General features: G+C 59.9%; 18 protein-coding genes. 4 read left to right on the top strand and 14 right to left on the bottom strand.

All coding sequences use genetic code 11. The annotated features are described in order from the left end of the window. Positions 1–4: 4 nt before the first annotated feature. The 9 genes from ACWKWM_RS06660 to ACWKWM_RS06620 form a co-directional block, all read right to left on the bottom strand. Positions 5–1,153 carry an efflux RND transporter periplasmic adaptor subunit gene (locus ACWKWM_RS06660; RefSeq protein WP_483845354.1) on the bottom strand — a complete coding sequence of 383 codons (1,149 nt, stop codon included), beginning with the start codon at positions 1,151–1,153 and terminating at the stop codon, positions 5–7. A gap of 148 nt (positions 1,154–1,301) precedes the next feature. Next, positions 1,302–2,399: a DUF1513 domain-containing protein gene (locus ACWKWM_RS06655; RefSeq protein WP_483845353.1), complete on the bottom strand. Its 1,098-nt coding sequence runs from the start codon at positions 2,397–2,399 to the stop codon at positions 1,302–1,304. Between the two features lies 1 nt (position 2,400). Then, on the bottom strand, positions 2,401–3,465 hold the full coding sequence (locus ACWKWM_RS06650; RefSeq protein ID WP_483845352.1) for an imelysin family protein: 1,065 nt from the start codon (positions 3,463–3,465) through the stop codon (positions 2,401–2,403). Between the two features lie 51 nt (positions 3,466–3,516). Beyond that, positions 3,517–4,944 carry a di-heme oxidoreductase family protein gene (locus tag ACWKWM_RS06645; RefSeq protein WP_483845351.1) on the bottom strand — a complete coding sequence of 476 codons (1,428 nt, stop codon included), beginning with the start codon at positions 4,942–4,944 and terminating at the stop codon, positions 3,517–3,519. Positions 4,945–5,073: 129 nt separating this feature from the next. Next, entirely contained in the window at positions 5,074–5,520 is a 447-nt protein-coding gene (locus ACWKWM_RS06640) for a hypothetical protein (protein WP_483845350.1), read from the bottom strand. A 335-nt stretch (positions 5,521–5,855) separates the two neighbouring features. Next, entirely contained in the window at positions 5,856–7,199 is a 1,344-nt protein-coding gene (locus tag ACWKWM_RS06635; protein ID WP_483845349.1) for an imelysin family protein, read from the bottom strand. 261 nt (positions 7,200–7,460) lie between these two features. After that, positions 7,461–9,512 (bottom strand): putative bifunctional diguanylate cyclase/phosphodiesterase, encoded by a 2,052-nt coding sequence (locus ACWKWM_RS06630; protein ID WP_483845348.1) that lies wholly within the window; start codon positions 9,510–9,512, stop codon positions 7,461–7,463. Positions 9,513–9,823: 311 nt separating this feature from the next. Continuing rightward, positions 9,824–10,420 carry a superoxide dismutase gene (locus ACWKWM_RS06625; protein ID WP_483834208.1) on the bottom strand — a complete coding sequence of 199 codons (597 nt, stop codon included), beginning with the start codon at positions 10,418–10,420 and terminating at the stop codon, positions 9,824–9,826. Positions 10,421–10,818: 398 nt separating this feature from the next. Continuing rightward, positions 10,819–11,421, bottom strand: a complete 603-nt coding sequence (locus ACWKWM_RS06620) for a LysE/ArgO family amino acid transporter (protein WP_483845347.1) — start codon at positions 11,419–11,421, stop codon at positions 10,819–10,821. A gap of 101 nt (positions 11,422–11,522) precedes the next feature. Between ACWKWM_RS06620 and ACWKWM_RS06615 the strand changes: the two genes are divergently transcribed. From ACWKWM_RS06615 to ACWKWM_RS06605, 3 genes are all read left to right on the top strand, one after another. Continuing rightward, positions 11,523–12,422, top strand: a complete 900-nt coding sequence (locus ACWKWM_RS06615; RefSeq protein ID WP_483845346.1) for a LysR family transcriptional regulator ArgP — start codon at positions 11,523–11,525, stop codon at positions 12,420–12,422. A gap of 157 nt (positions 12,423–12,579) precedes the next feature. Beyond that, positions 12,580–13,566, top strand: coding sequence for an NAD-dependent epimerase/dehydratase family protein (locus ACWKWM_RS06610; RefSeq protein WP_483845345.1), 987 nt, complete (start codon positions 12,580–12,582; stop codon positions 13,564–13,566). A gap of 78 nt (positions 13,567–13,644) precedes the next feature. Continuing rightward, positions 13,645–14,496: an ATPase gene (locus tag ACWKWM_RS06605; protein WP_483845344.1), complete on the top strand. Its 852-nt coding sequence runs from the start codon at positions 13,645–13,647 to the stop codon at positions 14,494–14,496. Between the two features lie 164 nt (positions 14,497–14,660). Here the strand turns inward: ACWKWM_RS06605 and ACWKWM_RS06600 are convergent, their stop codons facing one another. Genes ACWKWM_RS06600 through ACWKWM_RS06590 form a run of 3 tightly spaced genes read right to left on the bottom strand, consistent with a single transcriptional unit; the run spans position 14,661 to position 17,254 of the window. Then, entirely contained in the window at positions 14,661–15,710 is a 1,050-nt protein-coding gene (locus ACWKWM_RS06600; RefSeq protein WP_483845343.1) for an alkene reductase, read from the bottom strand. Between the two features lie 49 nt (positions 15,711–15,759). Next, positions 15,760–16,926 carry an MFS transporter gene (locus tag ACWKWM_RS06595; protein WP_483845342.1) on the bottom strand — a complete coding sequence of 389 codons (1,167 nt, stop codon included), beginning with the start codon at positions 16,924–16,926 and terminating at the stop codon, positions 15,760–15,762. 25 nt (positions 16,927–16,951) lie between these two features. Beyond that, a complete protein-coding gene (locus ACWKWM_RS06590; protein WP_483845341.1) occupies positions 16,952–17,254 on the bottom strand; it encodes an ArsR/SmtB family transcription factor in 303 nt (100 codons plus the stop codon). 325 nt (positions 17,255–17,579) lie between these two features. On the opposite strand from ACWKWM_RS06590, the gene ACWKWM_RS06585 reads away from it, so the two are divergent. Further along, the gene (locus ACWKWM_RS06585) at positions 17,580–18,176 is read left to right on the top strand and encodes an acyl carrier protein phosphodiesterase (protein WP_483845340.1); all 597 of its coding nucleotides are present in this window, start codon (positions 17,580–17,582) and stop codon (positions 18,174–18,176) included. On the opposite strand, the gene ACWKWM_RS06580 is transcribed toward ACWKWM_RS06585, so the two are convergent. Then, on the bottom strand, positions 18,137–18,925 hold the full coding sequence (locus tag ACWKWM_RS06580) for a lysophospholipid acyltransferase family protein (protein ID WP_483845339.1): 789 nt from the start codon (positions 18,923–18,925) through the stop codon (positions 18,137–18,139). The genes ACWKWM_RS06585 and ACWKWM_RS06580 overlap by 40 nt on opposite strands. Continuing rightward, complete coding sequence (gene olsB / locus ACWKWM_RS06575; RefSeq protein WP_483845338.1) at positions 18,925–19,680, bottom strand: L-ornithine N(alpha)-acyltransferase; 756 nt, start codon at positions 19,678–19,680, stop codon at positions 18,925–18,927. The genes ACWKWM_RS06580 and olsB overlap by 1 nt, the downstream gene beginning before the upstream one ends. Positions 19,681–19,792 lie beyond the last annotated feature (112 nt).

Here is a 19,792-nt window from a genome sequence, read left to right as displayed (position 1 = left end):
TTGATCAGTCAACGCGCGGCTGGCTGGTTTGCCCCGGTAATGCAGGTTCGGAGCTGACGATCACATGGGCGCCGTTGTCCAGCTTGAGCTGGCCGCCGCTGACCACTTGCTCCCCGGCCTTGACGCCTTTATTGATGATGACCTGGCCGCCTCGACGCTCGCCGGTCTCGACAAAACGTCGTTCCACGGCCAATTGCGGTTCACCCTTATCGTTCTTCTCAGCCTGGCCTTCGGCATTTTTCTTCGGCACGACGACGTAGACCGAATTGCCATACAGCGTGTAGGTGATGGCGCTTTCAGGTAGCACCAGTTGGCGGGTGTCTTCGCCCATTACCACCTGCAGGCTGGTGAACATGCCGGGCAATAATTTGCTGTCCGGGTTGGGCAGGGTCGCGCGTACCAGCACGTTGCGCGTGGCGTCTTCGACCTTGGGGTTGATCGCGCTGATTCTGGCCTCGAACACCTGATCCGGATAGGCCGACACGCTGACCTGCACCGCTTGACCGATGGCCAGTCTGGGCAAGGTCTGCTCGGGGACGTAAAAGTCCGCGTACAGACTGGTCAGGTCTTGCAAGGTGGCGATCACGGTGCCGCTGGCCAGGTAGTCACCGACGTCCACCTGACGAATGCCGATGGTCCCGCTAAAGGGGGCGAGGATGCGTTTTTTCGCCAGCGACGCATTGAGCTGCGCAACGGTGGCGGCGGCTTTTTTCTGAGTGGCGGCGAGCTTGTCGAAGTCGCCTCTGGAGATGGCCTGATCGCCTACCAGCTTGCTGCCGCGACCGTATTCGACCTGTGCCAGACCGAGGTCCGCTTCGGCAGTCCCGAGCAGGGCTTTTTCGACATCACTGTCCAGTTGCAGCAGCGGCTGGCCGACTTTGACCTTCTGCCCTGACTCGAACTGCAGGGTTTTTACCGTGCCCGCTATTTCCAGGCTCAAGTCCACGCCTTGCAGCGCTTTGAGGCTGCCGATGGCCGGCAGTCGAGCTTGCCACGGCCGTTCTTCGGCAATCGCCACGGCCACATTAATGGGTGGTTTAGGCGCGGTGAAATGCTGGATTTGCTGGTACACCGAAAACGCTTTGTAACCGCCCAAGGCAAGGACGACGATCAGTACGACACCCAGCATGATCAGCATGCGACGACGCAACATATTTCACTTCCTTGCAAAACAGATGTCGGATTCGACTCGCCTCAAGTGTAGGAGCTGCGGAGGTTACGAACGCTGCGATCGCGGTGTGTCAGACAGATTGCAATCGCAGCCTTCGTAACCTCGGCAGCTCCTACAGGGATCGTGCGCCTTAAACCAAATGCAAATGGTTGTCCCACAACCCCGCCGGCAACTCCAGCGGTTGTGCGACCAATGTGCTTTGGCGGCAATCGTAAAACCGGCAGCGGCCCTGGCCCGAGGTCACGACAAAGCCGTCTGCCACGGCGCCGACACCGGCACAATCGGGCAGCGATGCATCCATGCGCACCGCGCCACTGTCCAGATCCCATATGAAAAACCGATTGCCTCGCGGCGCGGTCAGCGCGACCAATCGCAGTTCACTGTGGATCGCCACGCTGGCGGTGTAGTGCCCCATCGATTGCAGCTGCGGCTCTTCCACGGGAAAGGCCACAAACGGCTGGCCGGGACGCTTGATCGCCAGCAGTTCTGACGACTCATGACTGGCCCCCATGAACTGCTGCCCCGAGACAATCGTGCCGTCGCTGGCAATCGCCAGATGGCGCACGCTGTTCATCTGTTGCGGCAGCGTCTCTTTGCTCAGCAGCGCGCCATCGCGTTGCATCAGCACCAGGCTGGGCTCCATGGCATTAAGGTTCATCTCGATCCGGCTTTCGGCTTCGGTCCGGATGCCGCCATTGGCCACCACCAGCGTTTCGCCGTCCGGCATCCACGACACCTGATGCGGGCCAATGCCGTGGGTCGATATCTCGTCCGTGCGTTCCAGCCGGTCATCGACAAAACGATAAACGCCCAGCAATCCACGACCGGGATCGGTGGTGTCGTTCTCGGTGGTATACAGCCATTCGCCGCCATGATGGATCACCGCATGGCCGTAGAAATGCCGATGGGCCGGCGAGGTAATCGTCTGCAGCAGGCGACCGTCGCGCAGGTCAATCAGGTAACTCTCGGTACCGGGCCTGCGGGCGACGAACAGCGCAATCGCAAGCTGCGGATGGTTGATGATGTCGTGGCAGCGCTGAGCGACCTGCGTCGCGAACACCTGAGTGCCATCCACCCGATAACCCACGGCGTAATGCTGGCCGTTGCCGTCATCGCGGGCGGAAAGCAGCAGCGGGCTTTCATCTTTCTTCTTGAACAGCGTCCAGCCGCCCAACGTACACGCGCTGAGAACGAGGCTGCCGAGAGCCAGAGCCTGGCGTCGCAACATATCAGTCACCGTCGTTGGCATTGAAGCCCAGTTGGATGCCCAACGCTTTGGCCAGCTCGCCTTCGTGCAGGCGGTGGACCACGTTGAGGCTGTCGTAGAACGCGTTGAGCTGCTGACGGCCTTCGTCACTGGCCAGCAAATCCACCAGCGGCGGCTTCAGGCCAGCCAGCAGTTTTCGACTGGCAGCGTAGGCGGCGTCAATCTTGTCGGCCAGTGGTTTCTGCTCGGCGGGCAGCAGACCGCGCAGGCCATGATTGTCGACCCCGGTCCAGACCGTTTCGGCGCTTTCGAGGCTCGCCTGCAAGCTGCTCAACGATGATTTGCTGCGCCATGCCTCTGCCTGGAACGGCTGCGGCACGCCTTTGCTTTGGCGACCCAGCGGGGTGCCGAGCTTCTTCTTCAAGGTGTCCAGCGCCGTGACTTGCACACGCAGCAATTCGGCGATGGCTTCGTGGGAATCGGCGTAGCGCGGGTTAGGAAACTTGCTCAGTTGAGCGAGCATGCCGTCGGCGGTGTTCCAGCCGTTGAGGATTTCTTCGGCCAGTTTTTTCTGCCTTTCGCCAATCGCCATCAGCAGAGGGCAGTAGCGGGCTTTTTGCTCGGCGTTGGCCATGTCGATGTCGGCGTCGAACAGGATGTATTCGTAAGCGGACAAGCCCTGCACCACGACGCTGGATTTGGTCAGTGCGTCGGCGCTGATCTGAGGCTGCGCGGTGAGCAGTTGCTCGACCTGGCGCCCGACGAGGTTCTTCTTGTCGGGCCAGAACTGCACTTGCCACGAGCGATTGCCCTCGGCCAACGGACCTATCAGCAGAGGTTGCAACTGTGCCCAGGCTTTTTGCGCGTGGAGGAAGTCGGCGCGCGCGGTCTCCAGATCGGATTTGCCTTGGCAGAACGCCAGCGCACTGACAGCCAATTGTCGGTCAGCGTCGACCCAACGGCTGTAGGTCGGCAGGATCACCTGCTTGGCGATGGCGGCGGAGGTGACGGCTTGCGGGTCCGAGGGCGCGCACGCACCCAACGCGAGTGCGGCGAGGCTGGTAAATAACAGCTTGGGTCGGAACATGCCCGGCTCCTTGGTGTAGAAAACAGTTAAAAAAAGATCCCGGAGAAACCCTTACAGCGAATTCAAAAACGCCTGTAACGCGGTGCGTTGTTCTGCGTCGAACGCCAGCACCTGACGTTGCGCAGCCTGCGCTTCGCCGCCGTGCCACAGCACCGCTTCCATCAGATTGCGGGCGCGGCCGTCATGCAAAAACTGTGTGTGGCCGCTGACGACTTTGGTCAGCCCGATACCCCACAACGGTGGGGTGCGCCATTCCTGGCCGCTCGCCTGGAACTCACTGAGGTTGTCCGCCAGCCCCTCGCCCATGTCGTGCAGCAGCAGATCGGTGTAGGGGCGAATAACCTGGTTGGCCAGTTCCGGCTCACTGGCGTCCGGGCCGGTGGTGAATTGCGGCGTGTGACATTGCTGGCACCCGGCTTTGTAAAACAGATTCTTGCCTTGCAGCACTTGCGCATCGCCCGCGTCACGTCGCGCTGGAACCCCGAGATTACGGGTGTAAAAGGTGATCAGGCGCAGGATGTTGTCGCTGACTTCCGGCTCACCCTCGGGGCCTTCGCCATTGGGGGCGTTGAGGCAATCGGTTTGCGCCGGCGTGCAGTCATCGGTCTTTTTCAGGCTGGACGTCAGGCCCATATCGCCGGCCAGTGCATGTACGTTTTGCTGATTGATGCTTGGCTGCGCGGCTTTCCAGCCGAAGCGTCCGAGCACGGTTTTCTGTTGCGCGTCGTCCCACACCCAATTGGCCCGGCCTGAGATACCCGTGCCCTTTTTGTCCTCAGGATCGGCGTTGGCCAGAATCGCTGACACGGGGATCGCCTCCAGCAAACCGAGACCGATCATCGGCGGTGCGATGCGTGCCGAAGTGCGAGCCTGTGGATGCATTGGGCCGTACCCCAACTGCGTGATGCGCAGGGTAGGACGGCGCAGGTGAATCGGCGTGCCGTCACGAAAGTGCAGCGTCATGACGTCGTATTCGACCCGCACCTTGCCTTCGGGGGCGACGCCGGGCACCGCCATGTCCTGTAGTTGAGTGCCGTAAACGGGGTCGGGCTGTAATCCGAGCTTTGCGATCTGTTCGGCGTATTCCGGGGCGTCGGGAATGGACAGCCGCACTAGCATCGACACTGCGTTGCTGTCGCCAGATGCGGGGGGGTGACCGCGGCCATCCTTGATGTGGCAGTTTTGACAGGCGTTGGTGTTGAACAGCGGGCCCAGCCCATCGCGCGCGGTAGTGGTGGAGGGCGCGATCACCCAAGGGCTGCGGAAGAAGCTGTTACCGACGCTGAAATCCAGACGTCTGGAGGGCGAAAGGTTGGCCGACGGCAGGGAGAAGGCGTTGTGATCAGACTTGTTCACCGTGGCGTCGCCTGCCGAGCGGTGTTCGCCCGGCTCAGCCTCGGTGAAACGCGGGGCGTCATCACACCCGCTAATGGCCGAGGCCACCAGCAGGAGAAGCATCAGACGAAACCGCGTGGTCATACACATCCTGCAACGGGCTGCAAATCAGGGCGAGCAAGCTTACCAGCCCGGCCTTTCATGAATAAGAGGGATTTGCGTTTAGCACCGCTCTGGCAACGTGTTGTTACCAATTAGTCAGTCAGGCCCGCTTCAGCACGTACACACGCCCTTTATGTCCAGCGTCGGGTTTTCGATGATCAACTGGATCAGATGCTGTTCACCCTGAACGACCTTGTATGAGCGGTAATCTCCGACCTTATCAAGCTGACGCTCGCGTTCGCGCACGGCCAGTTCCTTGGCACGTTCATCGCCATAGAGCTGGACCCGAAACGATTTGGTCACGCTGCTGCCGTTACGCAGGGTCGTGCGTGCCACCCAATACGCGACGCCGGTGTAACAGCGGTAGTGCACGCCCGGAAAGCCGCTGGTGTTGGTGCTAATCAAGCGCTGGCGAATGTCGCGGCTGAGCTTGGGCAAGTTGGCCAACATCAATTTATCGCGGCACGCGTCTGCGGCTTCGCGGGCAGGCACCGGCCCGCCATAACGCGAGAAAGAGAACAGGCGGTTGAAGACTTTACCGTCGCGATAAATTGTCACCTTCCAGGCTCTCGGCCCGGTTGCTCCGTTCAATAAGTGAATGCCGTAGTCGTTGTGATTAACGTCTTTGACGATGCGCCTTTTTCTGTCTTTTTTTGGCACTGGCTGTCTCCCTTCTGATGGGGTGGATCAAGAAAGTGCAAATCATCGACGGGCTAAATACAGCCTTCAATCCGACATCGGGCGATTGGGAAATGCCCTACGCAAGTTTGAGACGTGTCCGGTAATCACCAATGGGGGCGGGCATGACAGCCAATTTTCAGACAAAAAAAGCCGGCCCCGATGAGGGCCAGCTTTGGTTTAAACGTGACGTGTTGCGAGGGCGTACGCCGGGATCAGAACTCGTGATCGGCGTTGTCTGGGTTCAGGTCAGTGATGCCCAGTTTGCCCGCAGCCTGCTCGATGGCGCCGGTCTGTTTGACGAGCGCACCGATGGCGTCGCGCACCACCTGATTGCCTGCGGTATTGCCTGCGGCGATCAGTTGATCAAAGTGCTCACCCTTGTTGGCGTGGTCGACGATGACTTGCAGCTTGGCCTGAGTGGCGTCCAGGTCTGCGCGCACGGCGGTGTCGGTCGCTGCGTCGGCTTTGGCAACCAGCGAGGACAGGCTCGGGCCCGTGACTTTGGTGCCATCGACCCGGGTGTATTCGCCCAGGTAAACGTTACGGATGCCCAGGCCGTTGTAGAAGTGCGAGTTGTGGGTGTTGTCGCTGAAGCAGTCGTGCTCGTCTTCGCTGGAATTGGCTTCTAGCGCGACTTTCATGCGCTCGCCCGCCAGCTCGCCCAATGACAGGCTGCCCATGCCGAAGAGCATTTTGCGCAGGCCGCTTTCACCTGATTCGGCCTCAAGCGAGGCGCGGTAATTGTCGGCAACGCCGGGTTTCCAGTTGTTGACCATTTCTTCCAGGTCGCTGACCAGCAGATCAGTCACTGACTTCAGGTAAGCGCGGCGACGGTCATTGTGGCCGCCGGTACCGCCCTGGCCTTCGATGTAGTCGCTGGCCGGACGCTCGCCTGCACCTGCCTCGTTGCCGTGCAAATCCTGGCCCCACAGCAGGAACTCAATGGCGTGATAGCCCGTGGCGACGTTGGCTTCGGAACCGCCCAGCTCATTGAGGCTGGCGAGTTTTTCGGGGGTGATCTCTTTGACGTCGACCTTGTCTTCGCCGACCTGAACGGTGGTGTTGGCGATGATATTGGCGGTGGCGCCGGGGTTGCCCAGCGCGTGTTGGTAATCGGTGGCAACGTAGTCGATCAGGCCTTCGTCCAGGGGCCAGGCGTTAACCTGTCCTTCCCAGTCGTCGATGATGGTGTTGCCGAAGCGGAAGACTTCGCTCTGCATGTAGGGCACGCGAGCCGCAACCCAGGCGTCACGCGCCGCTTTCAGCGTTTGATCGTTCGGGTTGGCGAGGAAGGTATCGATGGTGGTGCGCAGGGTCTTGGCGGTTGATTCGGCGTCGCTGAACACGGCGAAGACCATGTTGGCGTAATTTGCGACCACGGCCTTGGTAGCGGCATCGTTGGTCTGGGCTGGCGGTGCTGCGGCCGGTGCTGTCGTCGCGGCGGCAGGGGCCGGTGTTGGCGCTGCAGCGGCGGGCTTGTCCTTACCCTCGCCACAACCGGCGAGCGAGATAGCAATGGCCAACAGACTAGCGGTAGCCAGGGGCATACGAATCATCACGGAATCCTGCGTCGAGAGAGTGAGACCGGCGGCATGCGCCAGAAAAAGCTGCGACATAATGCGAAAGATTTGCATTCTGTGTAAAGGCGATTTGCCCTGACGCGGGCGGGGAGGTATTTCAAGGTGTAACAGGGGTTTTCATCGGGATTACGTAGGGGGCTCTGTAGGAGCGAACTTGTTCGCGAGCCGATGGAGCGAGTTCAACAGGAAGACCGCCTCGCCAACAAGTTGGCTCCTACAGGGTTCAGCGAAGCCGTTTCACAAGACACCCATGTGCGTGCGCTCGGCCTGTTTCAAATACGCCAGCAATTCCCGGGCGGGCAGTGGCTTGCTGTAGAAATAGCCCTGACCTTCGTGGCAGCCTTCGGAAATGATGTACGCCTCTTGCTCGGCGGTTTCCACGCCTTCGGCAATCACCTGCATGCCCAGGCTTTTACCCAGCTGGATGATCGCGCGCACGATGGTGGCGTCGTCATCATCATCGATCAGGTCCTGCACAAAGCTCTTGTCGATCTTGATCTTGTCCAGCGGCAGGCTTTTCAGATAGCTGAGCGACGAGTAACCGGTGCCGAAGTCATCAATGGCGATCAGTGCGCCGGAGCGTCGCAGGCTGAGCAAATGCTGGGCGGCGGTGCTGATGTCTTCCATCAAGCCGGTTTCCGTTACTTCCAGCTCCAGACTGCGCGGCGGCAAGCGGTAGATCTGCAGCAGGTTGTTCACCACGCGTGGCAGTTCGGCGTGGTGCAGCTGCACGGTCGACAGGTTAACCGCCATGCGCAAATCCATGAAGCCCTGATCGTGCCATTCGCGCAGCTGACTGCAGGCCTGATCCAGTACCCATTCGCCAATCGCGATGATCGTGCCGTTCTGTTCGGCCAGCGGAATGAACTGATCCGGGGGCACCATGCCATGTTCCGGATGCGTCCAGCGAATCAACGCTTCGACGCCGACCACGCGCTGATTGCGATAACTGATCTGCGGCTGGTACACCAGATGGAACTGATTGCGCACCAGGGCTTCGCGCAGATCCTTTTCCAGTTCGCGGCGGCGACGCATCTCGCTGTCGACGCTGGCGATGTAGAACTGATAGCGATTGCGCGACCGGGTTTTGGCCAGGGTCATGGTCTGTTCGGCCTTCTGCAGCAGCTTTTCAGTGCTGTCGCCGTCTTCCGGGAACAGCGTGATGCCGATGGTGGCGCGCAGCCTGATCTCCTGTTGATCAATTGCGAACGGCGCTTCCAGGTCATCGAGAATGTTCTGCGCCAGTTCGGCGGCTTCATAGGGTTGCTCGATGTCGGCTTGAACCAGCGCGAACTGATCGCCGCCCAGGCGTGCCAGCGAACCGAGGCGCCCACTATGGCCACGCAGCCGATCGGACAACGCCAGCAGCAGTTGGTCGCCGGTCTGATAGCTGAACTGTTCGTTGATGCCCTTGAAGTCATCCAGCCCCACGCACAACACCGCGACCCGATGCTGAACCTTGCCTGCGTCCACCAGAATTCTGTCCAGCTGCTGCTGCAATTGTTGGCGGTTTGGCAGCCCGGTGAGGAAGTCATATTCGGCCATGCGCAGCAGGCTGGTTTCGGCCTCATGACGCAGGTGGGTGTTGCGCTCGATAGAGGCCAGCAATTGATTGGCGGTATTGACCCAGATGCCCAGTTCGTTTTTTTCATGGCCTTTGAGCAGCGGAATCTGGTGCTCGCTTGGGCGGTCTGGGTTGATGTTGGTCAGGTGCTCGATGATTTTCGACAGCGGTTTGGTCAGCAACCAGTGATAAACCAGATACAGCACCAGCCCCATGGCGAGCGCGCGCAAAACGCCGGAGATAAAGATGATGAACGAGTTGGTGATGAAGCCCTCGCCGTAGGTGGCGGTGTCGAGAGTAATGCGCAGGTCGCCGTAATATTCGCTGTAGGGGCTGCGGCCTACTAGCTGGGTGGTAAAGCTGCGCTCCTGGCCAAGAATCAAATCGGTCAGCCAGCGGGTAGGGGAGGCGCTGAGGTCACGGGACTTTTCGGCGAGCAGGGTTTCATTCGGGTGGCCGATGGACGCCATGCGCACGGCTTTGTCCTGAAACAAGCCCTCGATAACCTGCATGCCCATCTCGCGGTCCAGGCTGTACACCGCTTGGGTGGACGGATCGCGAAACATATCGAGGATCCGCGCTGCATCGCTGGCTACGGCCTGCCGGGTTTTATAGGCGTCATAGACGATCTGGGCGCAACTGAGCACCACGCCAACGATCAATGCCGAAAGCAGTACTACGCGCAGCAGCTTCACCGACAAGCTGTTCTTGAGTTCCAGCTTCAAATGAGCATTCCTTCATCCATGCTGAGCGACTGACGAGGTGCGCGCTTTGGGGGAAAGCAAACCCGCAAATCAAGCTCCGTCGGGAACGCCTGATTCACCATTGTTCTTCGGACGTCACACTGCGCAGGCAGTCTGGCGATCATTACTGTGTCGGTCGGGATGTGGCTTTACTTGAGGCGCCTTGCATCGTTTTGAGTAGAAATTGATATTAGTCAGCTACCGTTTCGCGACAATACATAAACCACGAACAGAAGGCGAAAAAAAACCCGGACATGCCGGGCTTTTTTACAATCAGCGGTCACACGCTTACATCAAGCGGTGAAGCTTTTGCCTTCGAACTGCTCTGCAACGAACGACCAGTTAACCAGGTTCCAGAATGCTTCAACGTACTTTGGACGCAGGTTACGGTAGTCGATGTAGTAAGCGTGTTCCCAGACATCGCAGGTCAGCAGCGGGGTGTCGCCGCTGGTGATCGGGTTGCCGGCGCCGATAGTGCTGGCCAGAGCCAGGGAACCGTCAGCCTTTTTCACCAGCCAGCCCCAGCCGGAACCGAAGGTGCCGATGGAGGTTTTGCTGAATTCTTCTTTGAATTTGTCGAAAGAACCGAAAGCAGCGGTGATTGCATCAGCCAGTGCGCCGGTGGGTTCGCCGCCAGCGTTTGGCGCCAGGCAGTTCCAGTAGAACGTGTGGTTCCAGACCTGGGCTGCGTTGTTGAAGATACCGCCCGAAGAAGATTTGACGATCTCTTCCAGGGTCTTGCCTTCGAATTCTGTACCTGGGACCAGGTTGTTCAGGTTCACGACGTAGGTGTTGTGGTGCTTGTCGTGGTGGTATTCCAGGGTTTCCTTGGAAATGTGCGGTGCCAGTGCATCATGTGCGTACGGCAGCGGCGGCAATTCAAAAGCCATGGTAATTCTCCTAATCAGGTCAGGTTGCGGTGAGCGCAAGGCCGTTCACGGGCGGCCAGATAACACGCCGTCGAGTTTGTACTCTTTGCGGCGCAGGGTCCGGATCATAGCACCGGCCCCAGTGCTTAACCACGCAACAACTGTGTGGGATAGAGGTTCCAGAGCATCGGGGTGAAGATCATGAAGATTTTTGATTGGCGTTTGGAAGTTGATTAACACTTTCGGATTTGTTGGAGCGAGGCTTGCCCGCGAAGCTGCCAACGGGGTGAGCCTGACACAGCCACGTCTGAGCTTCGCGGACAAGTCGGATCGCCGCCCGCTCGCTCCGACAGGATCACGACGGGTCTAATCGATTTTTCGCGCTTTTTGAAAATTAATCTGTTCCTGGTCTGGCGCATTCAGGCCGAACGAATCAACTGCGCCGCCACGCTGAACATCATTACCGCTACCAGCAGATCAAGCAGCCGCCACGTGGCCGGACGCGCCAGCCACGGGGCGAGCCATGCAGCGCCGATGGCCAGGGTTGAAAACCACAACAAAGAAGCACTCGCAGCACCGGCCACGTACGCGCCGGGCACAGATTGTTGCGCGCCCAGGGAGCCGATCAGCAACACAGTATCCAGATAAACGTGCGGGTTGAGCAGCGTGACCGCCAGTGCGCTGAGCAATACCGCCCGGCGTGAACGCAGCCCCGCGCCTTCGCCCTGTTGCAGGCTCTGTCGCGAACACGCGCGGCGCAGCGCCTGCACGCCATACCACAGCAAAAACGCTACTCCGCCCCAGCGCGCCACGGCCAGTAAGGTCGGGTTTTGCGCCAGCACATTGGCCAGACCGAAAACTCCAGCCGTCACCAACAGCGCGTCACACACGATGCACAGCAGCGCGACGGGAAGGTGATGTTCACGGCGCAGACTCTGAGCCAGCACGAACGCGTTTTGCGTTCCGATTGCCATGATCAGCCCGAAAGCGACTAATAAACCGTTGAGATAGCTATGCCACATGAATTGTCGCTCCGGAGGTATCCACACAAGAATGTGGCGATTGTCCCGTCAGACGATGTATAAGAAAAACCAATATTGCTCATCGCTCATTAGGAAAACTGATGTTCGACTATAAGTTGCTTTCGGCGCTGGCGGCTGTCATCGAGCAGGCCGGATTCGAACGCGCTGCTCAAGTGCTTGGATTGTCACAATCTGCGGTGTCCCAGCGCATCAAGTTACTTGAGGCGCGCATTGGTCAGCCGGTGTTGGTGCGAGCGGCGCCGCCAATACCCACCGACATTGGGCGGCGCCTGCTCAATCATGTGCAACAAGTGCGTCTGCTTGAGCGCGACTTGCAAAGTGTGGTGCCTGCGCTCGACGGCGGCGGGATGCCAGAGCGCTTGCGCATCGCGCTCAATGCCGACAGCCTCGCGACCTGGTGGGCGCCGGCCGTGGGGGATTTCTGCGTGGAGCAGGGATTGCTCACCGACCTGGTGGTCGAAGATCAGGACGTGGGCCTCAAGCGCATGCGAGCAGGGGAAGTGGCCGCCTGTTTGTGTGGCAGCGAGCGTCCGGTGGCGGGGGCTCGCAGTTTATTATTGGGGGCGATGCGCTACCGTGCGCTGGCAAGCCCGGCGTTTATAAAGCGCTATTTTCCTGATGGCGTGGACCCGCTGGCGGTGGCGAAAACCCCAGCGCTTGTGTTCGGCCCGGATGACTTTCTGCAACATCGTTATCTGGCCTCGCTTGGCGTGGAGGACGGTTTTCAGCACCATCTCTGCCCATCGTCCGAAGGGTTTATTCGCATGATCGAAGCGGGAATGGGCTGGGGATTGGTGCCGGAGTTACAGGTTCGCGAACAGCTTGCACGTGGCACTTTGGTGGAGTTATTACCCGATCGTCCCATTGATGTGCCGTTGTACTGGCATCATTGGCGCAACGGTGGGCAATTGTTGACACGGCTTACCGAGCATCTGGCGAAAAATGCCGGGCAATGGTTGGTGCCGCTGCAAGCGCATTGAGCGTCAATCGTGATGAGCGAATGTGATGAGGTCAAACCTGTGGGAGCGGACCTGTCCGCGAATGCCAATGTACAGTCGACAGAGATGTATCGGACTGAAGAAAGCTTTCGCGGACAGGTCCGCTCCCACAGGGTTATCAATGGTTATGGAGCGGTAAATGAAGATTCTGGTCACCGGCGCGAGCGGCTTTATTGGCGGACGCTTTGCGCGTTTCGCTTTGGAGCAGGGCCTGAGCGTGCGGGTCAACGGCCATCGCGCCGAGGGCGTCGAGCATCTGGTGCGGCGCGGCGCTGAATTCATCCAGGGCGATCTGACCGACCCCGGTCTGGTGCTTCGCTTGTGCCACGACGTCGAAGCGGTCGTCCACTGCGCAGGGTCCGTCGGGGCGTGGGGCCGGCGTCAGGATTTCCATCAGGGCAATGTCCAAGTTACTGAAAATGTCGTCGAGGCCTGTCTCAAACAGCGCGTTCGACGATTGGTGCACCTGTCCTCGCCGTCGATCTATTTTGATGGCCGCGATCATGTCGGCATCAAGGAGGAACAGGTCCCAAAGCGCTTCAACAACCATTACGGGGCGACCAAGTATCTGGCCGAGCAGAAAGTGTTTGGCGCCGAAGAGTTTGGTCTGGAAGTCATCGCGCTGCGCCCGCGCATGGTCACCGGCGCAGGCGACACCAGCATCTTCCCGCGCTTGCTGAACATGCAGCGCAAGAATCGCTTGGCGATCATCGGCAACGGCCTGAACAAGGTCGATTTCACCAGCGTTCAAAACCTCAATGAAGCGATTCTCAGCAGCCTGCTGGCCGCGGGTTCGGCGTTGGGCAAGGCTTACAATATCAGCAACGGCGCGCCGCTCCCGATCTGGGACGTGGTCAATTATGTGATGCGACAGATGGAACTGCCGCAGGTCACGCGCTATCGGTCATACGGCCTGGCGTACAGCGCTGCGGCCGTTAACGAAGCCGCGTGCATGCTGTGGCCGGGCCGACCGGAGCCCACGCTGTCGAGGCTGGGCATGCAGGTCATGAACAAGAATTTCACCCTGGACATCAGTCGCGCTCAGTACTATCTGGACTATCAGCCGCAGGTCAGTCTGTGGACGGCTCTGGATGAGTTCTGCGGCTGGTGGAAAGCGCAACAGTGACGGCTGGCGATTCAGCCGTGCCGATAACCGTGGTTATACTGCCCCCATTCAGATTTAACGGCTTGCAAAGGGATATTCATGCGCAAAGATCCATACGATGACGTTGATGACATCCCCAACCTCAGCGCTAAAGACGATGACGAAGACTTCCTGCCGACGCCCGGCGCTCGTGACCGCACCACGGTCTACTCGCGGACCACGCCGGTGGTTAAGGTCAAAGCGCCGGGCACTGGCGCCTTATGGACGTTGATTGTCATCCTGTTCATCGCTTTTTGCGGACTGGGCTGGTGGAGTTACCAACAGGTTTCGCTGATGGAGCAGCAACTGGTCGCGACGCAGGAAAGCTTCGCGCGCATCAGTGAGGAAGCAGCGGGGCGGCTGCAGGACATTTCCGGCAAGGTCGTCGCCACAGAATCGTTCGCCAACAGCGGCGGGGAAGCGGTGAAGGCCCAGATCAAGCAGCTTCAAGACAAGCTGGACGAGCAAAACAAACAGCAGGAGGGCGTGGCCGGCGCTCAAGGTGGGCTGGATAAGCGACTGGAGCTGATCGCGACTCAAACCACCCAGCAGCAGGCGACCAATACGCAGCTGCAGGATCAGCTCAAAGCTGTGTCGGCTGAGCTTGCCGCCTTGAAAGCATCACTGCCGGACATGAAGTCGGCGCAGTCTGGCCAGGACAAGCTCGATGCAGAGATCAAAAGCGTGGCCGCTGACGTCGCGAATCTGAAAAAGAGCAATCCGGGCTCCGCGATCGACCGGCTTGAGCAGGACATGATCGTGCTCAAAAGCGAGCAGGAGAATCGCCCGGCAGCTTCGGCAGGCCCGGCGACCGCCGAGTACGACGCGTTTCGTGGCCAGGTGACGCGCAACATCAATACGCTGCAAAGCCAGATTCAGACGTTGTCGCAGAAAATTAACGCCAGGCCTTGAGCCCGGCCGAATCTGTAGGAGCGAACTTGTTCGCGAGACGTCGCACCTGATACTCCGCGCGTTTTTCTCGCCAACAAGTTGGCTCCTACAGAAGCGGACTTATCCTGCAAAAAAAGCCCCGACTCATCACTGAGCCGGGGCTTTTGCGTTTCAAGGCAGACCGATTACAGCGCTGGATAATCGATGTAGCCGACCGGGCCTTTGGCGTAGAAGGTTTCCGGGTGCGGCTCGTTCAACGCAGCGCCCTTGGCCAGACGTGCAGGCAAGTCCGGGTTGGCGATGAACGGAACGCCCCAAGCCACAGCGTCTGCTTTACCTGCGGCCAGCCACGCATTGGCGCTGTCCTTGGTGAACTTCTCGTTGGCGATGTAGGCGCCGCCGAACGCTTGCTTCAAGCGTGGGCCCAGGCTGTCGTCCAGTTCACGTTCGCGTGAGCACAGGAAGGCGATCTTGCGCTTGCCCAGCTCGGTGGCGACGTAGGTGAAGGTTTCGGCCAAGTTGTCGTCGCCCATGTCGTGAGCGTCGGCGCGGGGTGCCAGGTGCATGCCGACCCGGCCTGCGTCCCAGACTTCCAGCACAGCGTCGGTCACTTCCAGCATCAGGCGCGCACGGTTTTCTACCGAGCCGCCGTATTGGTCGGTGCGCGAGTTGGTGCTGCTTTGCAGGAACTGGTCGAGCAGATAGCCATTGGCGCCGTGAATCTCCACGCCGTCGAAACCGGCCGCTTTGGCGTTTTCGGCGCCTGTGCGGTAGGCGTCGACGATGTCAGCGATCTCGGCCATTTCCAGCGCGCGTGGCGTCGGGTAGTTGGCTTCTGGGCGCACCAGGCTGACGTGACCTTTGGCCGCGATGGCGCTCGGTGCGACCGGCGCTTCACCGTTCAGGTACATCGGGTGGGAAATACGACCCACGTGCCACAGTTGCAGCACGATCTTGCCGCCTGCGCCGTGAACGGCTTTGGTGATGTTGCTCCAGCCACGGACCTGATCGTTGGACCAGATGCCGGGGGTGTCCGGGTAGCCGACGCCCATCTCAGTGACGGAGGTTGCCTCGGTGATGATCAGGCCCGCCGAAGCGCGCTGAACGTAGTACTCGGCCATCATCGCGTTGGGCACACGGCCTTCGTCGGCGCGGCAGCGAGTCAGCGGAGCCATGATGATGCGGTTGTTCAGTTCCAGGTCGCCCAGCTTGATTGGGTCAAAAATAGTGGTCATTCAGGAAAACCCTCTAACAGTCAGTTCAAGGAAAAAGTCAGGGTAAAAATCAGTGGGTAGTAGCAGCCAGTTCGGCATTGCCGCGCTGACGGAAGTTGATCAAGGTCACCAGCAGTGCCAGGACAGCCAGCGCGGCGGCCGCCAGCGGTACGCGGGTCAGGCCGAAGCCTTGTTCGATGACGGTGCCGCCGATCCAGGCGCCCAAGGCGTTGCCGACGTTGAAGGCGCCGATGTTCAGGGTCGACACCAGGTTTGGCGCATCCTTGCCGAAGGTCACGACATTGATCTGCAGCGCAGGAACGGCGGCGAACGCGGCGGTGGCCCACAAGAACAGGGTGATTTCGGTAGGGATCAACGCAACGCTGGTCCAGGTCAACGCGGTGGAAACCACGGCCATGGCGATAAACACGCCAATCAGCGTTGCTGCCAGACGTCGGTCTGCCAGCTTGCCGCCGATAATGTTGCCCAGCGTCAGGCCCAGACCGATCAGCAGCAGCGTCCAGGTGATGCCTTTGGGCGAGACGCCGGTGACTTCACCCAGCAGCGGTGCGATGTAGGTGAACAGGGCAAACATCGATGCCGAGAACAGCGCAGTCATGCTCAGCGACAGCCAGATGCCGGCGCCTTTCAACGCGCCCAGCTCGGCGCGCATGTCGAGCTTTTCTTCGTCGCGCTTGGTCGGCAGGAAACGAATCAGGCCGATCAGCGCGATGACGCCAATCACCGTGACGGCGAAGAACGTCGAGCGCCAGCCAGCGTATTGGCCCAGCGCGGTACCGAGCGGCACACCCAGCACGTTCGCCAGGGTCAATCCAGTGAACATCAGCGCCACAGCCGAAGCGCGACGGTTGGCCGGAACCAGCCCCGCTGCCACCACCGAACCGATGCCGAAGAACGCGCCGTGGCACAGGGCCGTGATGATCCGGGCGAACATCAGGATGTTGTAATCAGCGGCCACCGCACACAGCAGATTGCCGATGATGAAAATGCCCATCAGCGTGACCAGCGCAGCTTTGCGCGGCAGTTTGGCGGTGGCCATCGCCATGAACGGCGCACCGATGGCCACGCCCAATGCATAACCGGTCACCAGCCAGCCAGCGCCCGGAATCGACACGCCAAGGTCGGAAGCCACTTCGGGCAGCAAGCCCATGATGACGAACTCGGTCGTCCCGATAGCGAAGGCGCTCAGGGCCAGAATGAGAAGCGAAAGAGGCACGTGGCGTCTCCTGAAAATGGGTGGGTCAGAGCTGTTCTGAAAGCTCTTTCAAAAACGCCTCAATGGCGTCGTCGTTACGTCTGAAGAAATGCCACTGACCGTACTTTTTGCTGCTGATCAGGCCGGCACGTTGCAAGGTCGCCAAGTGGGCGGAAATCGTCGACTGAGACAGGCCGGCACGTTGGTCGATCTGACCTGCGCAAACACCGTTTTCCAGCGAGTGCTCCTGATCGGGGAAGCACGCCTGTGGGTCTTTGAGCCAGTCGAGGATCTGACGGCGAACCGGATGAGCCAGGGCTTTTATTATTTCGTCGAGGTCGATAGGCATGTCGTTCTCAATATGAGGTTTAGCGGTATATCGCGATGGGGCGAACTTTATATTGGTAGTTCGCGATATACAAATATGAAGGCGTGCTAAGGACAGTGCGAAACGGTATATCGGGTTATATCGATATAGGCTCGTTCGGGAAATTGGCGTAGGCTCGAAGCGCAGTGGATTGGCACGTCGATGATCCTGTGGGAGCGGACCTGTCCGCGAAGACGTGAGTACAGTCGCCACTTCTTATCGCTCGAACCTTTTGTATTCGCGGACAGGTCCGCTCCCACGGCATCGGGTATTTTCAAAAAATGCGGCAATTTCCAACAGGTAATCCATGAACTACCTCGCCCACCTCCATCTCGGCGGCCAACGCCCTGAGCAGTTGCTCGGCAGCCTGTACGGCGATTTCGTCAAAGGGCTGCTGCCGGGACGGTTCCCTTTTGAGATCGAGCAAGCCATCCGCCTGCACCGTCGCATCGACGCTTTCACCGACACTCACCCGCTCATCAAACAAGCGCTGGGCCGTTTCCCGGCAGAGCGTCGTCGTTACGCGGGGATCGTGCTGGACGTGTTTTTTGATCACTGCCTGGCGCGAGATTGGCAGCACTACGCCGATGGGCCGCTGGACGCGTTCACCGACAACGTCTACCGCGTGCTGGCCGACGAACCGCAATTGCCCGAGCGCCTGGCGTTCATCGCGCCGCGCATGGCCGCGCAGGACTGGCTGGGTTCGTACCGGGATTTTGAAGTGGTGGACGATGCGCTGGCCGGCATTGCCCGGCGCTTGTCACGCCCCGAAGGGCTGGCAGGCGCGATGCAGGAACTGCGCGGGCTCTACCAGCCGTTGAGCGAGGATTTCAAAGAGTTTTATCCACAGGTTCAAGCGTTTGCTCAAGCCGCTTTGGATTCAGGACGCGACACCACGGCCTGAGGGATCTCGCCGAACAAGGCCACTTGCACCGCCTGCTGAGCTTGGAACGCCAACGCCGCGCGTTCTTTGCCCAAGGTTTCGATCGGCGTCAGCAACTGGATATGCACATCGCCCTGTTCATTGGCGAACAGCCGACGCAGGTGCGACAGCAGGTCGTCATCCCCAATGAAAGGAGCAATCGGATCAGGTTTGCCGTCGCGCAAATACTGAATCGCCACCGGTTGAAGCGCGACGCCGGTTTCCACCGCGCTGGACAGCAGCCGCCCGTGGAAGGTACGCAGGCTGCGGCCGTCAGTGGTGGTGCCTTCGGGGAAGATCATCAGCGGATGATTGCCCAACAGATGTTGGCCGATCTGCTTTTGGATGAGTTTGCTGTCGCCCGAACCGCGACGAATGAACAGCGTGCCTGCTTTGAGTGCCAGCCAGCCCGCAACCGGCCAGGTCCGCACTTCGGCCTTGGACAGAAACGACAGCGGCGCGAGCATGCCCAGCAGCGGTATATCGGTCCACGACACATGATTGCTGACCCACAGCATCGGCCGTGTCGGCAGTTGCCCGCTGACGGTGACGCGAAACGGCAGCGCTCCAGCCAGATGCGCCATGAACCAGCTGCTCCAGCGTTGCCGACGGGCCATGGAATGACCGATCCGCAGGCGTTCCATCAGCGTAAAGGCGCCAGCGATGGTCAGCCCCAGCGCGATGACCCACAGCACCCGTGCGACGCGCGCATAGCTGCGCAACCGGCTCATTACACCGCTGCCTTGAAGTGACGGGCGTAACGCGGGCACAACTCGTCGCGCTTGAGAAGGATGAAGACGTCGGCCACCTGGAAATCTTCGTCCCAGCACGGCTCGCCGCAGATCTTCGCGCCCAGGCGCATGTAGGCCTTGAGCAGCGGTGGCATTTCGCAGATCACGTTGTTGGGCAGATCAAGATTGGGCAGCGGGTTTTTCGGTTCGGCGCGCAGGTTTTCGGTGCACAGATAACGTTCGCGCAGGCGCTGCATGATTGCGTGGGCCTGAATCCCGCCGTCCTGCATCGGGATGCTGGCGCAGCCCATCAAGTAGCTGTAGCCGCCTTCGTTGAGGATCTCGGCCAACTCGCTCCACAACACCGCGATGGTGCCGCCGTTGCGGTAGGCCGGGTCGACGCAGGTGCGGCCCAGTTCGAGGATCGGGCCCTTCAGATGGCTGAGGCCGTGGAGGCTGAATTCTTCTTCGCTGTAGAACTTGCCCAGCGTGCTGGCGGCCTTGTGGTCCAGCAGGCGGGTGGTTGCGACCAGTTGCCCGGTGGCCAGATCACGTACGCCAATGTGGGCGCAATGTACGTCGTAGTCGTCGATATCAAGACCCAGTTCGGCACCCTGGAGTTTGGCGTTGAACTCACCACTGAACACGCTGAACCGTAAAGCCTGGGCTTCCTGCAGGGCTTTGCTGCCAATCAGGCGTTCGGCCTGAAGTCGTCGGTCTGCGCGGGTGTCTCGAATGCTGGCGATCTGAGTCATGCGTCGTCTCCGTGGGCCAGCCGTGGAGTAAGGGCTGGTCGACTGTATGGTTTGAACCATTGCTTCACAGATGCAGGCTATTTAGGGGCGATGTCACCACCATTACGCTTTG

The organism is Pseudomonas rosaeacicularis (assembly GCF_057128745.1).
This window is presented reverse-complemented; position numbering and strand designations above follow the sequence as displayed.